The sequence below is a fragment of the Flavobacterium flabelliforme genome, from assembly GCF_017948675.1.
GTDB classification, from domain to species: Bacteria; Bacteroidota; Bacteroidia; order Flavobacteriales; family Flavobacteriaceae; genus Flavobacterium; species Flavobacterium pygoscelis.
The window spans coordinates 58,064-76,517 of the sequence record NZ_JAGFBU010000001.1; the positions used below are offsets into that span (position 1 = coordinate 58,064).

The window sequence follows — 18,454 nt, forward strand, 5'->3', positions numbered from 1 at the left end:
AAAATAAATACTTTAAAAAATGAAATACGATATTATAGTTTTAGGAAGTGGACCAGGTGGATATGTTACTGCCATTAGAGCATCGCAATTAGGCTTTAAAGTAGCTGTGATTGAAAAAGAAAGTTTAGGTGGAGTTTGCCTAAACTGGGGTTGTATACCAACAAAAGCATTGCTGAAATCAGCTCAGGTTTTTGATTATTTGAAACACGCTTCTGATTATGGATTGACTATTTCATCATTTGACAAAGACTTTCCTGCTGTTGTACAACGCAGTAGAACTGTTGCTGGAGACATGAGTAAAGGAGTTCAGTTCCTAATGAAAAAAAATAAAATCGACGTAATTGATGGTTTTGGAAAACTAAAACCTGGTAAAAAAGTTGATGTTACGGATAAAGAGAATAAAGTTACAGAATACAGTGCGGATCATATCATCATTGCTACTGGAGCGCGTTCTCGTGAATTACCAAGTTTACCTCAAGATGGTGTAAAAGTAATAGGATATCGTCAAGCAATGACTTTGCCAACACAACCTAAATCAATGATTATTGTGGGTTCTGGAGCAATTGGAGTTGAGTTTGCACATTTTTACAATTCTATGGGAACGGAAGTGACTATCGTAGAATTTATGCCAAATGTAGTTCCTGTTGAAGACGAAGATATTTCGAAACAAATGGAGCGCTCATTGAAAAAAGCTGGTATTAAAATCATGACGAACTCGTCTGTAGAAAGAATTGATACTACCGGAGCTGGTGTGAAAGCATTTGTAAAAACAGCAAAAGGAGAAGAAGTTATAGAAGCAGACATTTTACTTTCGGCAGTTGGAATCAAAACTAATATTGAAAACATAGGTTTAGAAGAAGTAGGAATTGCTACAGATAGAGATAAAATCTTAGTAAACGCTTACAATCAAACTAATATTCCTGGATATTATGCTATTGGTGATATCACACCAGGACAAGCATTGGCACACGTTGCTTCTGCAGAAGGAATCAACTGTGTAGAGAAAATTGCAGGTTTACATGTAGAGCCTATCGATTACGGAAACGTTCCGGGTTGTACGTATGCAACTCCTGAAATTGCTTCAGTAGGTTTAACAGAAAAGCAAGCTAAAGAAAAAGGATATGAATTAAAAATTGGTAAATTTCCATTCTCTGCTTCAGGAAAAGCAAAAGCAGCAGGAACTCCTGATGGATTTGTAAAAGTAATTTTTGATGCAAAATATGGCGAATGGTTAGGTTGTCACATGATTGGTGCTGGTGTTACTGATATGATTGCTGAGGCAGTTGTTGCTCGTAAACTAGAAACTACAGGTCATGAAATCCTAAAATCAATTCACCCACACCCAACAATGAGTGAAGCAGTAATGGAAGCTGTTGCTGCAGCTTACGATGAAGTAATTCACTTATAGCATTCATTGAGAGAAAAGAAATGATTTCTTATTCACTTATTAAATCCGTTTAGAAATTCTAAACGGATTTTTTTTTGCTCAATTGTAAAGATTAAACATCTATTTATTCTGTTTGGTATGATAACAAAAAGAATGTACTTTGATTCTTTTCAAACAATCTTTTCTATGATTAACATCTTAACATATATTTACAAACTGTATCTAAAAAACTATTAATTTCTATTCTATCTTTGTGTTCTAAGTCATTTGACTCCTTAAATATTGAATTTATTATACAATTGATGAACACTGAAACACACAACTTCTCTAATATACTCCACGAAAACCAAAATAAAAATTGGGTGAGAGCTATCGATTCTTCTAAAATCATTAGTTGGCTAGATGATTTATTCCGAATTATTTTTCCCGAAAAAGCGTTAGAAACCATTCAAATCGAACTGCTTTTAGAACAAAACAAAGCAAAGTTTACAGCTATTTTAACTGAAATTAATAAAGATAAAACATCCTCTAAAAGTCGTGCAGTAACAGCTGCCTTTTATAGTAAACTTCCAGATTTATATTCGGCGATGCAGCAAGATGCGCAAGCAATTTTAGACACTGATCCCGCAGCCGATTGCATTCAAGAAATTATTAACTCGTATCCTGGTTTTTTCGCTATCGAAGTGTACCGGATTGCCAATGCTATTTCGGGGTTAACAAATTGCTTATTACCTCGCATACTGACAGAATATGCGCATAGCAAAACAGGCATTGATATTCACCCAAAAGCAACTATTGGTATTCCCTTTATCATTGATCACGGAACAGGAATTGTGATTGGCGAAACTACCATCATAGGAAAACACGTAAGTATTTATCAAGGGGTAACTCTTGGAGCTCTGCAAGTAGAAAAAAGCATGGAAGAAAAAAAACGACATCCTACTGTAGAAGATCATGTGATTATTTATGCAAATGCTACTATTCTTGGCGGAAGCACTATAATAGGGAATCACAGTATTATTGGTGGAAATACTTTTGTAACTAAAAGTCTAAATCCCTATTCTTTTGTAATGCAATCCAATAAAAACACTGTTTTAAATCAACAAGAAATAAAAGAAATTAATTTTTTCTCAATATAAATATTATGAAATACAATAACATACTCGAAACAATAGGCAATACACCACATGTAAAAATAAATAAATTATTTGGGGCAAACCAAAACGTTTGGATAAAACTAGAGCGTGCCAATCCTGGAGCCAGCATAAAAGATAGAATTGCTCTTGCCATGATTGAAGATGCAGAACAAAAAGGACTGTTGAAAGAAGGCGGAACCATAATAGAAGCTACATCAGGAAATACCGGTATTGGATTAGCTATGGTTGCTGCTGTAAAAGGATACAAACTAATACTAGTAATGCCAGAATCGATGTCTATAGAAAGACGTAGATTAATGAGTTTGTACGGAGCTGAATTTGTTTTAACACCTCGTGAAAAAGGAATGACTGGCGCTATAGAAAAAGCAAAGGAATTAGTCAACGAATTATCAAATGCTTGGTCACCACTTCAATTTGACAATCCTGTAAATATTGATATTCACAAAAAAACTACTGCTCAAGAAATCATCAAAGCTTTTCCTGATCGATTGGATTATTTGATAACTGGCGTAGGAACCGGTGGTCATATCACTGGTTGTGCTGAAATATTAAAACAACATTATCCCAACTTACAAGTTTTTGCTGTAGAACCAGAAGTCTCTCCAGTAATTAGTGGTGGTAAACCGGGTCCGCATCCTATTCAAGGAATTGGTGCCGGATTTATTCCTGCTAATTTGCATACCGATTTATTAGACGGAACAATTCAAGTGAGTAAAGACGATGCTTTTACTTATGCACAAAGAGCCGCAAAAGAAGAAGGAATGTTTGTTGGAATTTCTTCTGGCGCTTCTTTAGCAGCAGTAGCTAAAAAACTAACAGAAATTCCTGAGAATGCTACAGTTTTAACTTTTTGCTACGACACAGGAGAACATTACTTAAGTGTTGAGGGATTGTTTGTATAAGCAGTCAATTAAACAAGTATTACTCGGATTGCATAACGACTACATATATGCCTTTTAATATCAAACAACCTTCGTAAATCTGCTTTTAGAAAACAGCATTTACGGAGGTTTATATTTTTCAAAGAGTTTTTAGAAAAAGAATAATTTCTAAATTAAAAAATAGGACTTAATATAAATAAAATAGTAAAAATAGAGTGCAGTGTAATTGTTTTAAAATTAAAAAAATTCACTTTTCTACGTGTTTGTAATGGAAAAAAAATGATTCAAAGATAAAATTAGATCCAAATTACAAAACCCGTACTGCCTTTACAAATCTTTTTGCATAACCTGGTTTTTTTAAACTAGTAACTATCACTTTCATTTCACTACCTGACGAGGAATGTATAAAATCACTATCCAAGCCTTTCGGATTTGTAACAATACCTACATGACCAATAACATTTCTGGTAGGACTCAAAAACAACAGTATATCTCCTTTTTGAACCTCTTCGATAGCAATTTCTTTACCAAAATTTTTAAACTGCGAAGAACTTCTGGGAACTTTTATATTAAAATGATTAAATACAAAATAAACAAATCCAGAACAATCAAAACCTTTTGCACTGCATCCCGCTGCCACATAAGGCGTTCCTATCAAACCTTTTCCGTAATTGATAATCTTATCTCTTAAAGACAACTCGTTTTGAATTGGCTCAGTTAAGGTGTCTTTACTATTTATTTCATAGTACCACTTTTTACAAATTCCCGTTTTTGTAGAGGAATACGCATCCGTTAAAAACAAAAATAGTACTAAATAAAAAACGATTCTGAATTTAAAAAAATGGATATTTTTATAGGTCATATTAAAAATTTAAATAAAAAAAAATATAGCTTTAAACAAAAGAAATTTTACACTCTAAAATTGAATAAGAAAAGAAAACTACTTATCTCAACGTTACAAATCAAATTAAATTATATAATTCGAATTAAACGAGGTAAAAAACAACATTTATAAAAGAAAAAAATACTGAATAGCAATAAATTAATTCTATAAAAAAAGCCCCATAACGGAGCTTTTTTTAATCTTATTCTTCTACTTCATCAGTCCCATGAGACTTAGAATAATTTCTCCATTTCTCAATACAATCTTGAAGATCTTGTGGTAATTCTGTATCAAATCGCATTAATTCACCCGTTGTAGGATGCACAAAACCTAATGTTTTAGCATGTAAGGCTTGTCTTGGTAATGCTTTAAAACAATTGTCTATAAACTGTTTGTATTTGGTAAACGTAGTTCCTTTCAAAATCAAATGACCGCCATAACGCTCGTCATTAAAAAGAGGATGACCAATATGTTTTAAATGCGCGCGAATCTGGTGTGTTCTACCCGTTTCTAGTTGGCATGAAATCAAAGTTACATACCCAAAACGCTCTAAAACTTTGTAATGTGTAATGGCAGGCTTTCCTATTTCTGGATCAGCAAAAACAGCCATTTGCATGCGGTCTTTCAAGTGGCGCGCTAAGTTTCCTTCGATCGTTCCATTATCTTCAACCACATTTCCCCAAACCAAAGCTACATATTCTCTTTCAGAAGTTTTCGCTTCAAATTGTTTTGCTAAATGGGTCATAGCAGCTTCTGTTTTGGCAATAACTAGCAAACCAGAAGTGTCTTTATCAATTCGATGTACTAATCCAGGACGCTCACTACTATTCATTGGCAAATTATCAAAATGATACGCCAAAGCATGAACCAGAGTTCCTGTATAATTCCCGTGACCAGGATGCACAACCATTCCTGGCAATTTATTTATCAGCAATAAAGTATCGTCTTCATAAACAATATCCAGCGGAATATTCTCTGGAATGATATGGTTTTCGTATGGAGGATGAGTCAACATCACACGAACTACATCATTCGCTTTCACCTTATAATTTGATTTTACCGTCGCATCATTTACAAAGATATTCCCTTCGGTTGCGGCAGTTTGTATTTTGTTGCGAGTTGCATTTTGGATCAATCCCATCAAATATTTATCAATTCGTAAAGCCGCTTGGCCTTTAGGAACTTCAAATCTAAAATGTTCATATAACTCGTCTTCTAAATCTATTGTATCTACAGTATTATTCATTAATTGGTATTTATTCTATTGGCGTACTTAGTGTATCCGCTGCATTTTCTTCTTCTTGATAACTCATTTTTCCGTCGCCCAAAACCAAATCAATTTTAGATGATTTTAGAACTCTATCGCCTACTTTTAGATTTCGTCCTTTAAAACGCATTTCCAGCACCATATCTTTTCCTAAATTAGGTACATAAGTAACTGTTCCTTCATCAAGTCCTAAAGCTTTCAATGTTGGCACCGCTTCACGATACGTTTTTTCGATTAAATCAGGAACTTTAACTGATGAAAATCCAGAAGTATTAATTTTTATGTATATTTTTCGACCTACTTTAACCTTAGTGCCTGGAGTTGGATCTTGTTCTACCACACTAAATTGGGGAAAATCGCTTCTATAATCCACACTATCCAAAAGAACGTAGTCTAAATCCAATTCATCAAGTTTTGTCTGCACTTGTTCCTCAGTCAGTTTTCGCAAATCCGGAACTGCAATTTCATGACCGTGATCGGTTGTAAAAGTCAACCAATGCATAAACAAATAACCCAAAGTAGCCAAAATGGCAAAAGCAACTAGTACTTGTATTACAAAAACACGGCTAGTAAGATACTTACGTAAACTCATAAATTTATTTTTAGATGTCGCAAAGATAAAGCTATTTCGTTTCAAAAAAAATGATAATTTTGTTTAATACTCTCTGGAGCTATTTCCCGCTATTCGTTGCAATCTTTTTATCGGCCAAAAGGCCAATAAAAAGGATTTCCACTGCTATCGGGGCTAAAAAAAGAAAACGTTTTCATAACCTATATCTTTCAAAAATGAAGAACATTGCCATCATCATGGGCGGATATTCTAGCGAATATAAAATCTCACTAATCAGCGGAAACGTTGTTTATCAATTCTTAGACAAAACCCAATACAACGCATTCCGCATCCATATTTTTAAAGAAAAATGGGTTTATGTAGATGCAAGCGATACGGAATTCCCCATCGATAAAAATGACTTTTCCGTAACAGTCGCTGGCACTAAAATCACTTTTGATTGTGTGTTTAATGCCATTCACGGAACACCTGGCGAAGATGGTTTAATGCAAGCGTATTTCGAACTTTTAAACATTCCACAAACCTCTTGCGATTACTACCAAGCGGCCTTAACGTTCAACAAAAGAGATTTATTATCGGTTTTAAAACCATACGGAATCAAAACAGCGACTTCCTATTACTTAAACAAAGGGGATAAAATCAATACGGACGAGATTGTAGCAAAAGTGGGTTTGCCTTGTTTTGTAAAACCAAATAAAGCAGGATCAAGTTTCGGAATTTCTAAAGCAAAAACAGCTGCCGAATTGCCTATTGCAATTGAAGTGGCTTACAAAGAAGATAACGAAATCATCATAGAAAGTTTCCTAGACGGAACTGAAGTTTCGGTTGGAGTTATCAATTACAAAGGTATCGTAACTGTATTACCCATTACCGAAATAGTCTCTGATAATGATTTCTTTGATTATGAAGCAAAATACTTAGGAAAATCACAAGAAATTACGCCAGCCAGAATTTCTGATGAAATGACGCAAAAAGTAAGCGAAATAGCAAAACGCGCTTATGAAATCCTAAAAATGAAAGGGTTCTCTAGAAGTGAATTTATTATCGTAGATGGTGAACCGTTCATGCTTGAAATGAATACCATTCCAGGATTAACAACAGAAAGCTTGATTCCACAACAAGCAAAAGCAGCAGGAATTTCACTAGAAGATTTATTCACAAACGCAATAGAATTGGCTTTAAACAACTAAATTTCTATTATGAAAGAAATATTTGAATGGAACAGATTATTATTTAATGGTTTACCAGAATCCTTTCTTTTAGAAGTCATTTTTCGATCAACAGTAATGTTTATTGTTTTACTGCTTACCTTAAAAGTAGCAGGAAAACGCGGCGTAAAACAATTGTCTGTTTTTGAAACTGTAATAATAATTGCTTTAGGATCAGCAGCTGGAGACCCAATGTTTTATGAAGATGTGGGTATAATTCCAGCTATTACCGTATTTACTGTCATTATCCTTTTGTATCGATTAGTCACTTGGTTTACAGGAAAAAGCAAGAAATTCGAAGAGTTTATAGAAGGAAAAACAGAGTGTTTGATTCAGGAAGGAAAATTTTCGATTGCATCTTTCAAAAAAGAAAGTTTAGCGCAAGATGAATTTTTCTCGGAACTCAGATTAAAATCTATTGAACACTTAGGACAAATAAAAAGTGCATTTATGGAAACCAGCGGCGAAATAAGTGTTTTTTATTATGAAGATGATAAGGTAAAATCAGGTTTGCCAATTCTGCCCCATTTATTCAATCAAAAAAACAGTGTTATTCCTAATGAAGGGCTTTATTCTTGCACTTTTTGCGGAAATACAATACAGCAAAAAGCGGGAATGGCTACCTGTGATGTTTGTAATAAATCAGAATGGGTAGCTTCATTAAATACCATTCGTAAATCATAATTTAAAGTAAATCAGTTTACCAATAGACTATAATACAATATGAGAAAAGCAATATTCCCGGGATCTTTTGACCCAATTACCTTAGGACATGAAGATATAATTAATCGAGCCATTTCCCTTTTTGACGAAATTGTAATTGCTATTGGTGTTAATGCCGAAAAAAAATACATGTTTTCACTTGAAGAAAGAAAACGATTCATCGAAGAAACATTTAAGGATGAGCCTAAAGTTTCAGTCATTACTTACGAAGGATTAACCATTGATTTGTGTCATAAAGTCAAAGCTAATTTTATTCTTCGTGGCTTGCGAAATCCCGCCGATTTTGAATTTGAAAAAGCTATTGCACACACTAATAGACGTTTGGCAAAAATAGAAACTGTGTTTTTATTAACTGCAGCAAAAACTTCCTATATCAGTTCAAGCATTGTTAGAGACGTTCTTAGAAACGGCGGACAATATGAATTGCTGGTTCCTAGTGCGGTTAGAATGAAATAGTTTTGCAGTAATTGATAAAAACTTTAAGTGGTGTATTTGTCACACAGAAAGCATCTTCTTTTTTTCAAACACTATTGATTTAATAATCAGCAGAATAATATTAAGAGTACTTATTAATATATACAATCAAAACTACTATAATTTGCGAAGACAATCTTTAAACAGTAAATTCGCCTAAAATAAAGACATCAAATAATGAGCATAGAAAGAGAATTAAGCAAACGTAGTGGATCTAAATGTGAACTTTGTGGCGCAACCGAAAACCTAAAAGTGTACGAAGTATTGCCAACAAAAAAAGGTGGGCTTGATGAAAGTATCATGGCTTGTAGCACTTGTGTTGATCAAATAGAAAACCCTGAAAATGTAGATTTAAACCATTGGAGATGTTTAAACGACAGCATGTGGAGCGAACAAACTCCGGTACAAGTTGTGGCTTGGAGAATGTTAAGCCGTTTGCGTTCTGCTGGATGGCCACAAGAATTACTAGATCAAATGTATTTAGATGAAGATACTTTGGCTTGGGCTCAAGCTACAGGTGAAGGAGAAGATGACGAAAACAAAATTATACATCGTGACAGTAATGGCGTAATCTTAGAACACGGAGACTCCGTTGTCCTGATTAAAGATTTGAAAGTAAAAGGATCGAGCATGGTTGCTAAACAAGGAACCGCAGTGCGTAACATTCGATTAGACCATGAAAACGCTGAATATATTGAAGGAAAAGTAGATGGACAAACAATTGTAATTATTACTCAATATGTTAAGAAAACATAAATTTTAGTGATTGATAGTTAGTAATCAGTTTTGAGTAAAAATAAAAAAAACGTTAGCAGTCTAAATTTAGACTGCTAACGTTTTTTTTATTTTCCTTTTCCGTAACAAACTCACTACAGTTGTGTAGCTGGAATCGCCTCAACAATGTAGAGCAACTTTATAGAGATGCTTCCAGCATGACAAAATAATTGGAATGAAGACTTTTCAAAACTGATCAATAATCTATTCCTCTTCTTTCTTAATAACTTTTCTTGCTACTTCGATTTTGAATTTTTTACCCTTCATTTTCTCATCTTTAATCGCGTGCAATAGATCTTTCACTTTATTGAATTTAACCGCCGCAAAAGAGATAAAATCTTTGACTTCAATTAATCCTAAATCGCCTTTTTCCAGTTTTCCTTTTTGAGAAAAGAAACCTACTATATCAATTTTATTCAATTTATTTTTCTTTCCACCACTAATGTAAATCGTTTGAAATTGAGGTGGCTTTGGTAATGAAGTTGCATTTTCAACATTAAAAACAGGCATTCCGTAATCTAGATAATCTGCTTTTTTCTCACTTTCGTGCGCAACAATATATGCCGTTCCAGAAGCTAACATACGAGCTGTTCTACCATTTCTATGCGTAAATTCATCTTCCTTAGCAGGTAAATGATAATGAATTACGTGATTCATCTCGGGAATATCAAGTCCACGAGCCGCTAAATCAGTGGTGATTAAATAACTCACACTTCCATTACGGAACTGAATTAAAGCGCGTTCCCTTTCATCCTGATCCATACCACCGTGATAGTAGGTAGCGTAAATTCCTTTTTCGTTCAAGGTATCGCTAATGCGTTCTGCAGCATCACGATGATTACAAAAAACAATAGCAGATTCTGATTTCAAAGAACAAATTAAGTTGAACAAACTTCCTATTTTATCTTTATCCTTAGAAACTACCATTTTCATCGAAAGGTTTGATTCTTGTTCATTTTCGGGAATAAAGTCAAGAATGGTAGGATTTACCACTCTTGAATATCTTGGAATCTCAATATCAGAAGTTGCTGAAACTAGAACACGTTTGTTAAGCTTAGTCAGTTTTCCAATGATAAATGACATTTGCTCATGGAAACCCAATTGTAATGATTTATCAAATTCATCGAGAATCAAGGTTTGAATTTTATCCAAACGAAAAGTTCCTCTATCAATATGATCCGCAATTCTTCCTGGTGTTCCTATTAAAACAGCTGGTGGATTACTTAAATTTTTTATTTCTGTGTCGATAGAATGCCCACCATAACACACATTTACTTTATAATCAGTACCCATTTTTTTCCAAACTTGCTCAATCTGTAATCCTAATTCACGTGAAGGAACTAAAATTAAGCACTGAACTGATAGAATTTCTGGTTGTAACATTTCAAGAATTGGCAACAAAAAAGCCAAGGTTTTCCCAGAGCCCGTTGGCGATAGTAATAATACATTACTATCGTTTAAGATCGCGTCTTGAGCAACTTCTTGCATTTCATTCAGGCTTTCGATGCCTAAATTCAAAAGTATATTGTTGGAATGGTGTTTCGTATTCATTTTTTTTATTTGTGCAAAGGTAATTCTAAATTTTAAATTATCATTTGTTTTAAATAGGGCGTTTAGGAGAATAGCATTGCTTATAAAAACAGTATAAAATTTGCTACATTTGATAATCAATTTAAAAATCAAAGTATGAGATTTTTCACGCTCCTTATTTTACTCTTTTCAATTAGTGTCTTGGCACAAAAAACAAATAAATACGATACCTTTTTTGAAAAGGGCAACGGAAATCAAACGCCAAGTTATACCGAAACAATCTCCTATTACACTTTATTATCTAATGATTTCCCGTCTATAAAAATGCAAAAAATGGGTTTAACAGATAGTGGAGAACCATTACATATTGTTATTTTTAATCCCGAAAAGCAATTCGACTTTGAAAAAATCAATAAAAACAAAGCCGTAATCTTATTGAATAACGGAATTCATGGCGGAGAACCCGACGGAATTGATGCGAGTATGCAATTGTTTAGAGATTTGGCTTTAGGCAAAATTAAAGCTCCAAAAAACACGGTTATAGTTTGCATTCCAGTATATAATATTGGAGGCGCTTTAAATAGAAATTCGACCACAAGAACAAATCAAGAGGGTCCAGAAATCTATGGTTTTAGAGGAAATGCTAGAAACTATGATTTAAATCGAGATTTCATAAAGTCAGATACTAGGAACACCAAAAGTTTTGTCGAAATATTTCACAAAATCAATCCAGATGTTTTTATTGATAATCATGTTAGCAATGGCGCCGATTATCAATACAAACTGACTTATATCATGACCCAGCACAACAAATTAGGGAATGTATTAGGCGATTTTTTGAATAGTGAAATGATGCCAGCTTTGGTAACCGATTTACAAAAAAAGGGAATCGAAACTACTCCATATGTAAATGCCTTTTCAGATACGCCAGACAAAGGGTTTGCTCAGTTTTTTGAAAGTCCAAGATATGCAACGGGTTACACATCTTTATTTAACTCCATTGGTTTTGTAGTAGAAACGCACATGCTAAAAAAATATGCAGACCGTGTAAAAGTAACCTATGAATATATGCGCTCCGCAATTGATTTTACCGATAATAATTATACTAAAATCAAACAAATGAGATTAAAAAATGAAGAACAATATAAACCTGAAAAATCCTATACGATAAAATGGGAAATTGATACTACAAAGGTAATTCCTTTCTCTTTTTTAGGTTATGAAGGCAGCCACAAAAAAAGTGAGGTTACCTCAGGAAATCGATTGTTTTACGATCGTACAAAACCTTACAAAAAAGAAGTGCCATTTAGCAAAGAGTATAAATCTGCAAAAGAAATTATCATACCCGCATCTTACATAATTCCGAAAGGATTTTGGGATGTTATTGAATTATTAAAAAGCAATGGAATTGCAATGCATGAATTAAAAAAAGACACTGTTATTGAAGTGGAAAGTTACAGAATTGCTGATTTTAAAACGACCAATTCCGCTTATGAAGGACATTATTTACATAGAAATACGACTACCACATCGCAAATTAAGAAAATGGCTTTTGCTAAGGGAGATTATTTGATTACAACAAGTCAAAAAGGAATAAAATATTTACTAGAAACTCTAGAACCCGAAGCGATTGATTCTTTCTTTAATTGGAATTTTTTCGAAACGATATTGCAACAAAAAGAAGGGTATTCTGACTATGTTTTTGAAGATACTGCTGCTAAAATATTAAAAGAAAATCCAAAACTAAAAGACGAATTACAGCAAAAAATGCAAAGCGATACCAACTTTTCAAAGAACCAAGAAGCGCAATTGGATTGGATTTATAAACATTCTATTTACTATGAAGCTGCACATTTACAATATCCAGTCTATCGAATTTTAAAATAAAATTCTATTTTTAATAGATAAAAAAAACGTATTTCATTCATTTTCAAATATTAATTTGCGAAAATGTGTGAAATACGTGTTTAAAACTAATCTGCTTTTTTAAAAATAAAATAGTACTAAATACTCTCTTCCTCAAACAATAATTTTATGTTTTCGTAGGAATTTTTTAATGTTTCTTTGATTTGCTCCGGATTCAACCAAGCGACTTTTTCAATTCCTTCTTCTAATTGGCCTTTTGGAGTCCCTTCAAAATCAGATTGCATTTCGAACCAATGGGTTATTTTTAACTTATACTTCCCATTTCTTCTAAAAACATGATACGTTTTTTGAAGTTTATGCGAAATTGTAAGACCATTTACACCAGTTTCCTCCTCTACTTCACGCATCGCGGTATCCTCAATTTCTTCTCCTTTTTCGATACCTCCTTTAGGTAAATCCCACTTTCCATTTCTAAAAATGAATAACACTTCCCCCTTTTTATTATATACTAAGCCTCCTCCTGCTTTACAAACAGGAATTTTAGCTTTTAAAGTCTTCATTATCAAGCTTTCATCAGGATGATATAAATAGGCTTTATTAATTTTATTTTGAAATATTTTGACGATAAGTTGCTCTATGTCAATACTCTCTAACAGAAATAATTGAAAATCTGTCTCCTTGGAGATGTGATTTGTCAAAAAAAGTGGCTTGTCGTTAACAAAAACTTTATACATTTGTACTATGATTTTTAATAAAGAAACCGCCGAAAAAACAGCCGAATTCCTTTTGCAAATAAATGCAATTAAATTGAATCCAAGAAATCCTTTTACATGGGCTTCTGGATGGAAATCGCCAATTTATTGTGATAATCGATTAATTCTCTCATTTCCAGCAGTAAGAAATTATGTTAGAGATGAATTTTCGAAAAACATTGAGAAACAATTTGGAAAACCAGATGTTATTGCTGGAGTTGCCACTGGAGCAATAGGTATTGGTATTCTAGTTGCAGAAAGCATGGGATTACCATTCGTTTATGTACGTCCAGAAGCTAAAAAACACGGTAGACAAAATCAAGTAGAAGGTTTTTTACAAAAAGGACAAAATGTTGTTGTAGTAGAGGATTTGATTAGTACGGGAAATAGTAGTTTACTTGCAGTAGAGGCTTTGCGTGAAGCAGGTGCCAACGTAAAAGGTATGGCTGCAATATTCACTTACGGATTTAATGTTGCAGAAGAAAATTTTAAATCCGCAAATATTGATTTATTTACTTTAAGTAATTACCAAAATCTATTGAATTTGGCAGTTGCAAAAAGATACATTACAGAAGAAGAGGAACAAACCTTGAGAGAATGGAATGTAAGTCCATCTACTTGGAATATTGAAATATAATAATCAAAATATAAAATGATGAACTTAGAAAGCCCTAAAGTTAGCGTTCAAAAATCAGCTCAAGAATTATTTGACTTATTAACGGATGTAAAAAATTTCGGAACGTTAATGCCAGAAAACATCGCTAAATTTGAAGTAATTGGTGAAGATGCATTTATTTTTGGATTAAAAGGAATGCCAGAAATTAAACTAAAAATGAAGGAAAAAGTCGCGCCAAACAAAGTGGTTTTAGGAGCGGCAAGTGATAAACTTCCTTTTACTTTAGTTGCAAACATAGAAAGTGTATCAGATTCATCAAGTGAAGTAAAGCTTGATTTTGAAGGAGATTTCAACCCAATGATGGCAATGATGATCAAAGGACCAATTAGTAAGTTTATCGAAACTTTAGCAAGCAATATGCATAAATTATAAGTTTCAAAACATTATAACAATAACTAAAAGGAGAAAAAAATTTCACGAAAGTGTCTATTTTTTCTCCTTTTTTATTAATACAACATTTGGATTTCTTTAATATCAAATTCAGAAACAGTATCATCTTCCAAGATAACTTCTAACTTACCAATTTGAGAAACTCCTTGAATAATTCCCATAAAGTGATTTTTCTTTTGATCTGAAAAAGGCATCGGAATTCCTTTTTTAAATAATTTATTACTATAACTTTCCCACAAGAAATCTTTTTTATTTGTACATCCCTTTATTTTATTTTCCAAACAGTCAACAATAGAAAAAAGTAGCTTTTCTTTATTAAAATCTTTATTACAAATAACCGCTAAAGAAGATGCTTTTGGTAAGTTTTCAAAATTAGTTTGATTTACATTGAGTCCTAAACCGACAATTGAAACAATTTTTCCGTCACTTTTTATACTATTTTCAATCAAAATGCCACCAATCTTTTTGTTATATGACATAATGTCGTTAGGCCATTTAATACTAAGATTAGGAATGTTTAAAGTTTCTAGAACTTCAATTACAGCAAGAGAAATGGCAATATTGAGATTGAAAATTTGATTAATATCAGATAAAAAATCCTTAACCAAAATACTCATTATTAAGTTTTTACTCGTTTCAGAAGCCCATATAGAACCCATCTGTCCTTTTCCTTTCGTTTGATTCTCAGCTGTTATGACAGTAAAATTCTCCAGCTCTTGTTTGTTCGATAAAGCCTTTAAGAACTCATTTGTTGAATCTATGGCATCGAGTTTGATTAGTTTCATTATACCTTTTTTGATCAACAGAATTTAATATTCTGTTAAGGTTCAAAAATAATCACAAAAAATGGTAACTTTACAAACTTATATAAAAATAATTCATGGCGAAAAAGACGATAAATAATGACATCCTATTAGCGAATATCATTAACGGAATAGAAGAAGTAAAAGGAAATGATATTACTGTACTTGATTTAAGAGAAATAGACACAGCAGTTTGTGATTATTTTGTCATTTGCAATGGTAACTCTAATACACAAGTAAATGCCATTGTCAACTCAATCCAAAAAATAGTTTCAAAAGAAATGAAAGACAAGCCTTGGCATGTTGAAGGAACAGACAATGCCGAATGGGTACTAATGGATTACGTAAATATTGTTGTACATGTGTTCCAAAAGCACATCAGAGAATATTACAACATCGAAAGTTTATGGGGCGATGCAAAAATAACAACCATTGAAAACAAATACTAAAGACACATAATCCGTAGTAATGGCTAAAGAAAATAATCCAAATCCAAATAAGTTCAAGGTAAGTCCGTGGTTAATTTATACTGCAATACTGTTAATTTTCTTATTTATAAGTTTCATAACTGGAGGTTCTAATATTAATGAACCGGGACAATTGACATCTTCTAAGTTTAACGACTATTTAGAAAAAGGTCAAATAGAAAAAGTAACTGTTTACAACAAAACAGAAGCAGAAGTATATCTTAATGCTGCTGCATTAAAAGAGGCTGAACATAAAAAAGTTTCTAAAGATGTTTTTGACAGACCTAATAAAGGACCTCATTACACTTTTGATATTGGTAATGATCAAATTTTTCAAACAAAATTAGAAAAAGCAGTTGCTGAAGGAAAGTTGAAAGATTTCAATTTTTTACCTAAAAACAATTGGTCAGATATTTTAATGAGCTTGTTACCAATAATTATCATAGTTGCCGTATGGATCTTTATCATGAGAAAAATGTCTGGCGGCGGTGGCGGTGGCGGTGGTCAGATTTTCAATATTGGAAAATCAAAAGCAAAACTATTTGATGAAAAAACAGATATCAAAACCACCTTTAAAGATGTAGCTGGTTTAGAAGGAGCAAAAGAAGAAATTCAAGAAATTGTAGAGTTCTTAAAAAACCCTGAAAAATACACTAATCTGGGAGGTAAAATACCAAAAGGCGCCTTGCTCGTTGGTCCTCCAGGAACTGGTAAAACCTTATTAGCGAAAGCTGTTGCGGGTGAAGCACAAGTGCCTTTTTTCTCTTTATCAGGTTCTGATTTTGTAGAAATGTTTGTAGGTGTAGGTGCGTCACGAGTTCGTGATTTGTTTAAACAAGCTAAAGAAAAATCTCCCGCTATTATCTTCATTGACGAAATAGATGCTGTTGGTAGAGCTAGAGGAAAAAGCAATATGTCTGGTGGGAATGATGAACGTGAGAACACACTAAATCAATTACTTACAGAAATGGATGGTTTTGGAACTAATTCTAATGTTATTGTTTTGGCAGCAACCAATAGAGCTGATGTTCTTGACAAAGCCTTAATGAGAGCAGGTCGATTTGACAGACAAATATTTGTTGATTTGCCAGATATTAGAGAAAGAGCCGAAATTTTTCAAGTTCACTTAGCTCCTATCAAAAAAGTAGAAGGTCTAGATTTAGATTTCTTAGCCAAACAAACTCCAGGTTTCTCTGGTGCTGACATCGCAAATGTATGTAATGAAGCAGCTCTTATAGCAGCTCGTCATAACAAAACAGCAGTAGATAGACAAGATTTTCTTGATGCAGTTGATAGAATTATTGGTGGTTTGGAAAAGAAAAATAAAATTATCACTCCTGAAGAAAAAAGAGCAATCGCTATTCATGAAGCTGGACATGCAACCGTAAGTTGGATGCTAGAACATGCAGCACCGTTAATTAAAGTAACTATTGTTCCTCGTGGACAAAGTTTAGGAGCAGCTTGGTACCTTCCAGAAGAAAGACAAATTGTAAGAACAGATCAAATGTTAGATGAAATGTGTGCTACAATGGGAGGAAGAGCAGCTGAAAAAGTTACTTTTGATAGAATTTCTACAGGTGCATTGAGTGATTTAGAGAAAGTAACACGTCAAGCTCGTGCGATGGTTACTATTTACGGATTGAATGAAAAAATAGGAAACGTTACTTATTACGATTCAACCGGACAAAGTGAATATAACTTCTCTAAACCTTATTCTGATGAGACTGCAAAAATAATTGATGCTGAAATATCAGAATTAATTGAAGGTCAGTACAAAAGAGCCATTCAAATATTAGAAGAAAACAAAGACAAGTTGAATCAACTTGCCGATATTTTAATTGAAAAAGAAGTTATTTTTAAGGATGATTTAGAAGCAATCTTCGGAAAAAGAAATTGGGATAAAAATCTAGAAGAAGTAGTTTCATAAAAATAACATCAATATTTACATTATTTACAAAATCTTAATTCAAAAGCTTCTTTTGAATTAAGATTTTTTTATCTTTGGACGTTTTCAAATAACAAATAAAGCAGTTTAAAAGTATATGAGTCTTTTTAGCAAATTTTTTGGTTCTAGCAATCTAGCTTCTGATGAAGAAAAAGAAAGTGAATTTAGTGAGTCCTTTACTAAAAACACTACCTCTATAGACGAGACATTTATCTTTAATTTCAAAAAAAATGGAGGTAAATTTTTATACTGCGAAAATGCTGATGAAGTAAAAGAGCAATTTGAAAATATTTTAGAAGAAAACGATTGGTTTGAAAGTGAAGTACTTTGTTATGAACCTGCTCTATATACTATGCTTGATGATAACAAGCTTGTTTATGAAAAACCTTTAAATCCAAAATTTATTTTTGCTAGTTGTGAAAATTTAATTGCAGATGAAGGCTCTATCCTATTTTCATCAAAACAAATCAAACAAAATAAGCCAAACGAATTACCAGTCAACATCATTATTTTAGCTAAAACAAGTCAAATCATTGGAGCTAAAAGTGATGGCTTAAGTGCTATCAAAAAAAAATATGAAAGAGACTACCCAACCAACATCACTACTATAAAATATTTTGAAAAAGTCAAAGAAGAAGACTTTACACAATATGGAAGTTCTGCAAAGAACCTTTATTTATTGCTTTTAGAAGACCTATAA

Annotated in this window: 19 protein-coding genes; 13 read left to right on the forward strand and 6 right to left on the reverse strand. The window is 32.9% G+C overall.

Going from position 1 to position 18,454, the window contains the following annotated elements; genetic code table 11:
- Positions 1-19: 19 nt before the first annotated feature.
- The 3 genes from lpdA (at position 20) to cysK (ending at position 3,446) form a co-directional block, all read left to right on the forward strand.
- Entirely contained in the window at positions 20-1,408 is a 1,389-nt protein-coding gene (gene lpdA / locus J3S90_RS00250; RefSeq protein WP_188049849.1) for a dihydrolipoyl dehydrogenase, read from the forward strand.
- 281 nt (positions 1,409-1,689) lie between these two features.
- Entirely contained in the window at positions 1,690-2,526 is an 837-nt protein-coding gene (locus J3S90_RS00255; RefSeq protein WP_210643909.1) for a serine O-acetyltransferase, read from the forward strand.
- A gap of 5 nt (positions 2,527-2,531) precedes the next feature.
- Positions 2,532-3,446 (forward strand): cysteine synthase A, encoded by a 915-nt coding sequence (cysK, locus tag J3S90_RS00260; protein ID WP_210643911.1) that lies wholly within the window; start codon positions 2,532-2,534, stop codon positions 3,444-3,446.
- A gap of 286 nt (positions 3,447-3,732) precedes the next feature.
- On the opposite strand, the gene J3S90_RS00265 is transcribed toward cysK, so the two are convergent.
- From J3S90_RS00265 to J3S90_RS00275, 3 genes are all read right to left on the reverse strand, one after another.
- Complete coding sequence (locus J3S90_RS00265) at positions 3,733-4,287, reverse strand: C40 family peptidase (protein WP_210643913.1); 555 nt, start codon at positions 4,285-4,287, stop codon at positions 3,733-3,735.
- Positions 4,288-4,510: 223 nt separating this feature from the next.
- Positions 4,511-5,554: an RluA family pseudouridine synthase gene (locus J3S90_RS00270; protein WP_210643915.1), complete on the reverse strand. Its 1,044-nt coding sequence runs from the start codon at positions 5,552-5,554 to the stop codon at positions 4,511-4,513.
- Between the two features lie 10 nt (positions 5,555-5,564).
- Entirely contained in the window at positions 5,565-6,167 is a 603-nt protein-coding gene (locus J3S90_RS00275; protein WP_188049844.1) for a PASTA domain-containing protein, read from the reverse strand.
- 194 nt (positions 6,168-6,361) lie between these two features.
- On the opposite strand from J3S90_RS00275, the gene J3S90_RS00280 reads away from it, so the two are divergent.
- From J3S90_RS00280 to J3S90_RS00295, 4 genes are all read left to right on the forward strand, one after another.
- On the forward strand, positions 6,362-7,336 hold the full coding sequence (locus J3S90_RS00280; RefSeq protein ID WP_210643917.1) for a D-alanine--D-alanine ligase: 975 nt from the start codon (positions 6,362-6,364) through the stop codon (positions 7,334-7,336).
- 9 nt (positions 7,337-7,345) lie between these two features.
- Positions 7,346-8,038 (forward strand): DUF421 domain-containing protein, encoded by a 693-nt coding sequence (locus J3S90_RS00285; RefSeq protein WP_210643919.1) that lies wholly within the window; start codon positions 7,346-7,348, stop codon positions 8,036-8,038.
- 39 nt (positions 8,039-8,077) lie between these two features.
- On the forward strand, positions 8,078-8,533 hold the full coding sequence (gene coaD, locus J3S90_RS00290) for a pantetheine-phosphate adenylyltransferase (RefSeq protein ID WP_188049841.1): 456 nt from the start codon (positions 8,078-8,080) through the stop codon (positions 8,531-8,533).
- Positions 8,534-8,728: 195 nt separating this feature from the next.
- Positions 8,729-9,307, forward strand: a complete 579-nt coding sequence (locus tag J3S90_RS00295; RefSeq protein WP_210643921.1) for a PhnA domain-containing protein — start codon at positions 8,729-8,731, stop codon at positions 9,305-9,307.
- A gap of 222 nt (positions 9,308-9,529) precedes the next feature.
- Here the strand turns inward: J3S90_RS00295 and J3S90_RS00300 are convergent, their stop codons facing one another.
- Entirely contained in the window at positions 9,530-10,876 is a 1,347-nt protein-coding gene (locus tag J3S90_RS00300; protein WP_210643923.1) for a DEAD/DEAH box helicase, read from the reverse strand.
- 135 nt (positions 10,877-11,011) lie between these two features.
- Between J3S90_RS00300 and J3S90_RS00305 the strand changes: the two genes are divergently transcribed.
- Positions 11,012-12,742 carry a M14 family metallopeptidase gene (locus J3S90_RS00305; RefSeq protein WP_210643925.1) on the forward strand — a complete coding sequence of 577 codons (1,731 nt, stop codon included), beginning with the start codon at positions 11,012-11,014 and terminating at the stop codon, positions 12,740-12,742.
- A gap of 116 nt (positions 12,743-12,858) precedes the next feature.
- On the opposite strand, the gene J3S90_RS00310 is transcribed toward J3S90_RS00305, so the two are convergent.
- The gene (locus J3S90_RS00310; protein ID WP_210643927.1) at positions 12,859-13,455 is read right to left on the reverse strand and encodes an NUDIX hydrolase; all 597 of its coding nucleotides are present in this window, start codon (positions 13,453-13,455) and stop codon (positions 12,859-12,861) included.
- A gap of 7 nt (positions 13,456-13,462) precedes the next feature.
- Here J3S90_RS00310 and pyrE point away from each other — a divergent pair, with 7 nt between their 5' ends.
- Positions 13,463-14,110: an orotate phosphoribosyltransferase gene (pyrE, locus tag J3S90_RS00315; RefSeq protein ID WP_188049836.1), complete on the forward strand. Its 648-nt coding sequence runs from the start codon at positions 13,463-13,465 to the stop codon at positions 14,108-14,110.
- Positions 14,111-14,128: 18 nt separating this feature from the next.
- The gene (locus tag J3S90_RS00320) at positions 14,129-14,521 is read left to right on the forward strand and encodes an SRPBCC family protein (RefSeq protein ID WP_188049835.1); all 393 of its coding nucleotides are present in this window, start codon (positions 14,129-14,131) and stop codon (positions 14,519-14,521) included.
- A 74-nt stretch (positions 14,522-14,595) separates the two neighbouring features.
- Here J3S90_RS00320 and J3S90_RS00325 read toward each other — a convergent pair whose 3' ends face one another.
- A complete protein-coding gene (locus J3S90_RS00325) occupies positions 14,596-15,324 on the reverse strand; it encodes a biotin--[acetyl-CoA-carboxylase] ligase (protein ID WP_210643929.1) in 729 nt (242 codons plus the stop codon).
- A gap of 95 nt (positions 15,325-15,419) precedes the next feature.
- Here J3S90_RS00325 and rsfS point away from each other — a divergent pair, with 95 nt between their 5' ends.
- From rsfS to J3S90_RS00340, 3 genes are all read left to right on the forward strand, one after another.
- Positions 15,420-15,791 carry a ribosome silencing factor gene (gene rsfS / locus J3S90_RS00330; RefSeq protein WP_188049833.1) on the forward strand — a complete coding sequence of 124 codons (372 nt, stop codon included), beginning with the start codon at positions 15,420-15,422 and terminating at the stop codon, positions 15,789-15,791.
- 19 nt (positions 15,792-15,810) lie between these two features.
- Entirely contained in the window at positions 15,811-17,736 is a 1,926-nt protein-coding gene (gene ftsH / locus J3S90_RS00335) for an ATP-dependent zinc metalloprotease FtsH (RefSeq protein ID WP_188049832.1), read from the forward strand.
- A 115-nt stretch (positions 17,737-17,851) separates the two neighbouring features.
- Positions 17,852-18,454, forward strand: coding sequence for an LUD domain-containing protein (locus J3S90_RS00340; protein WP_188049831.1), 603 nt, complete (start codon positions 17,852-17,854; stop codon positions 18,452-18,454).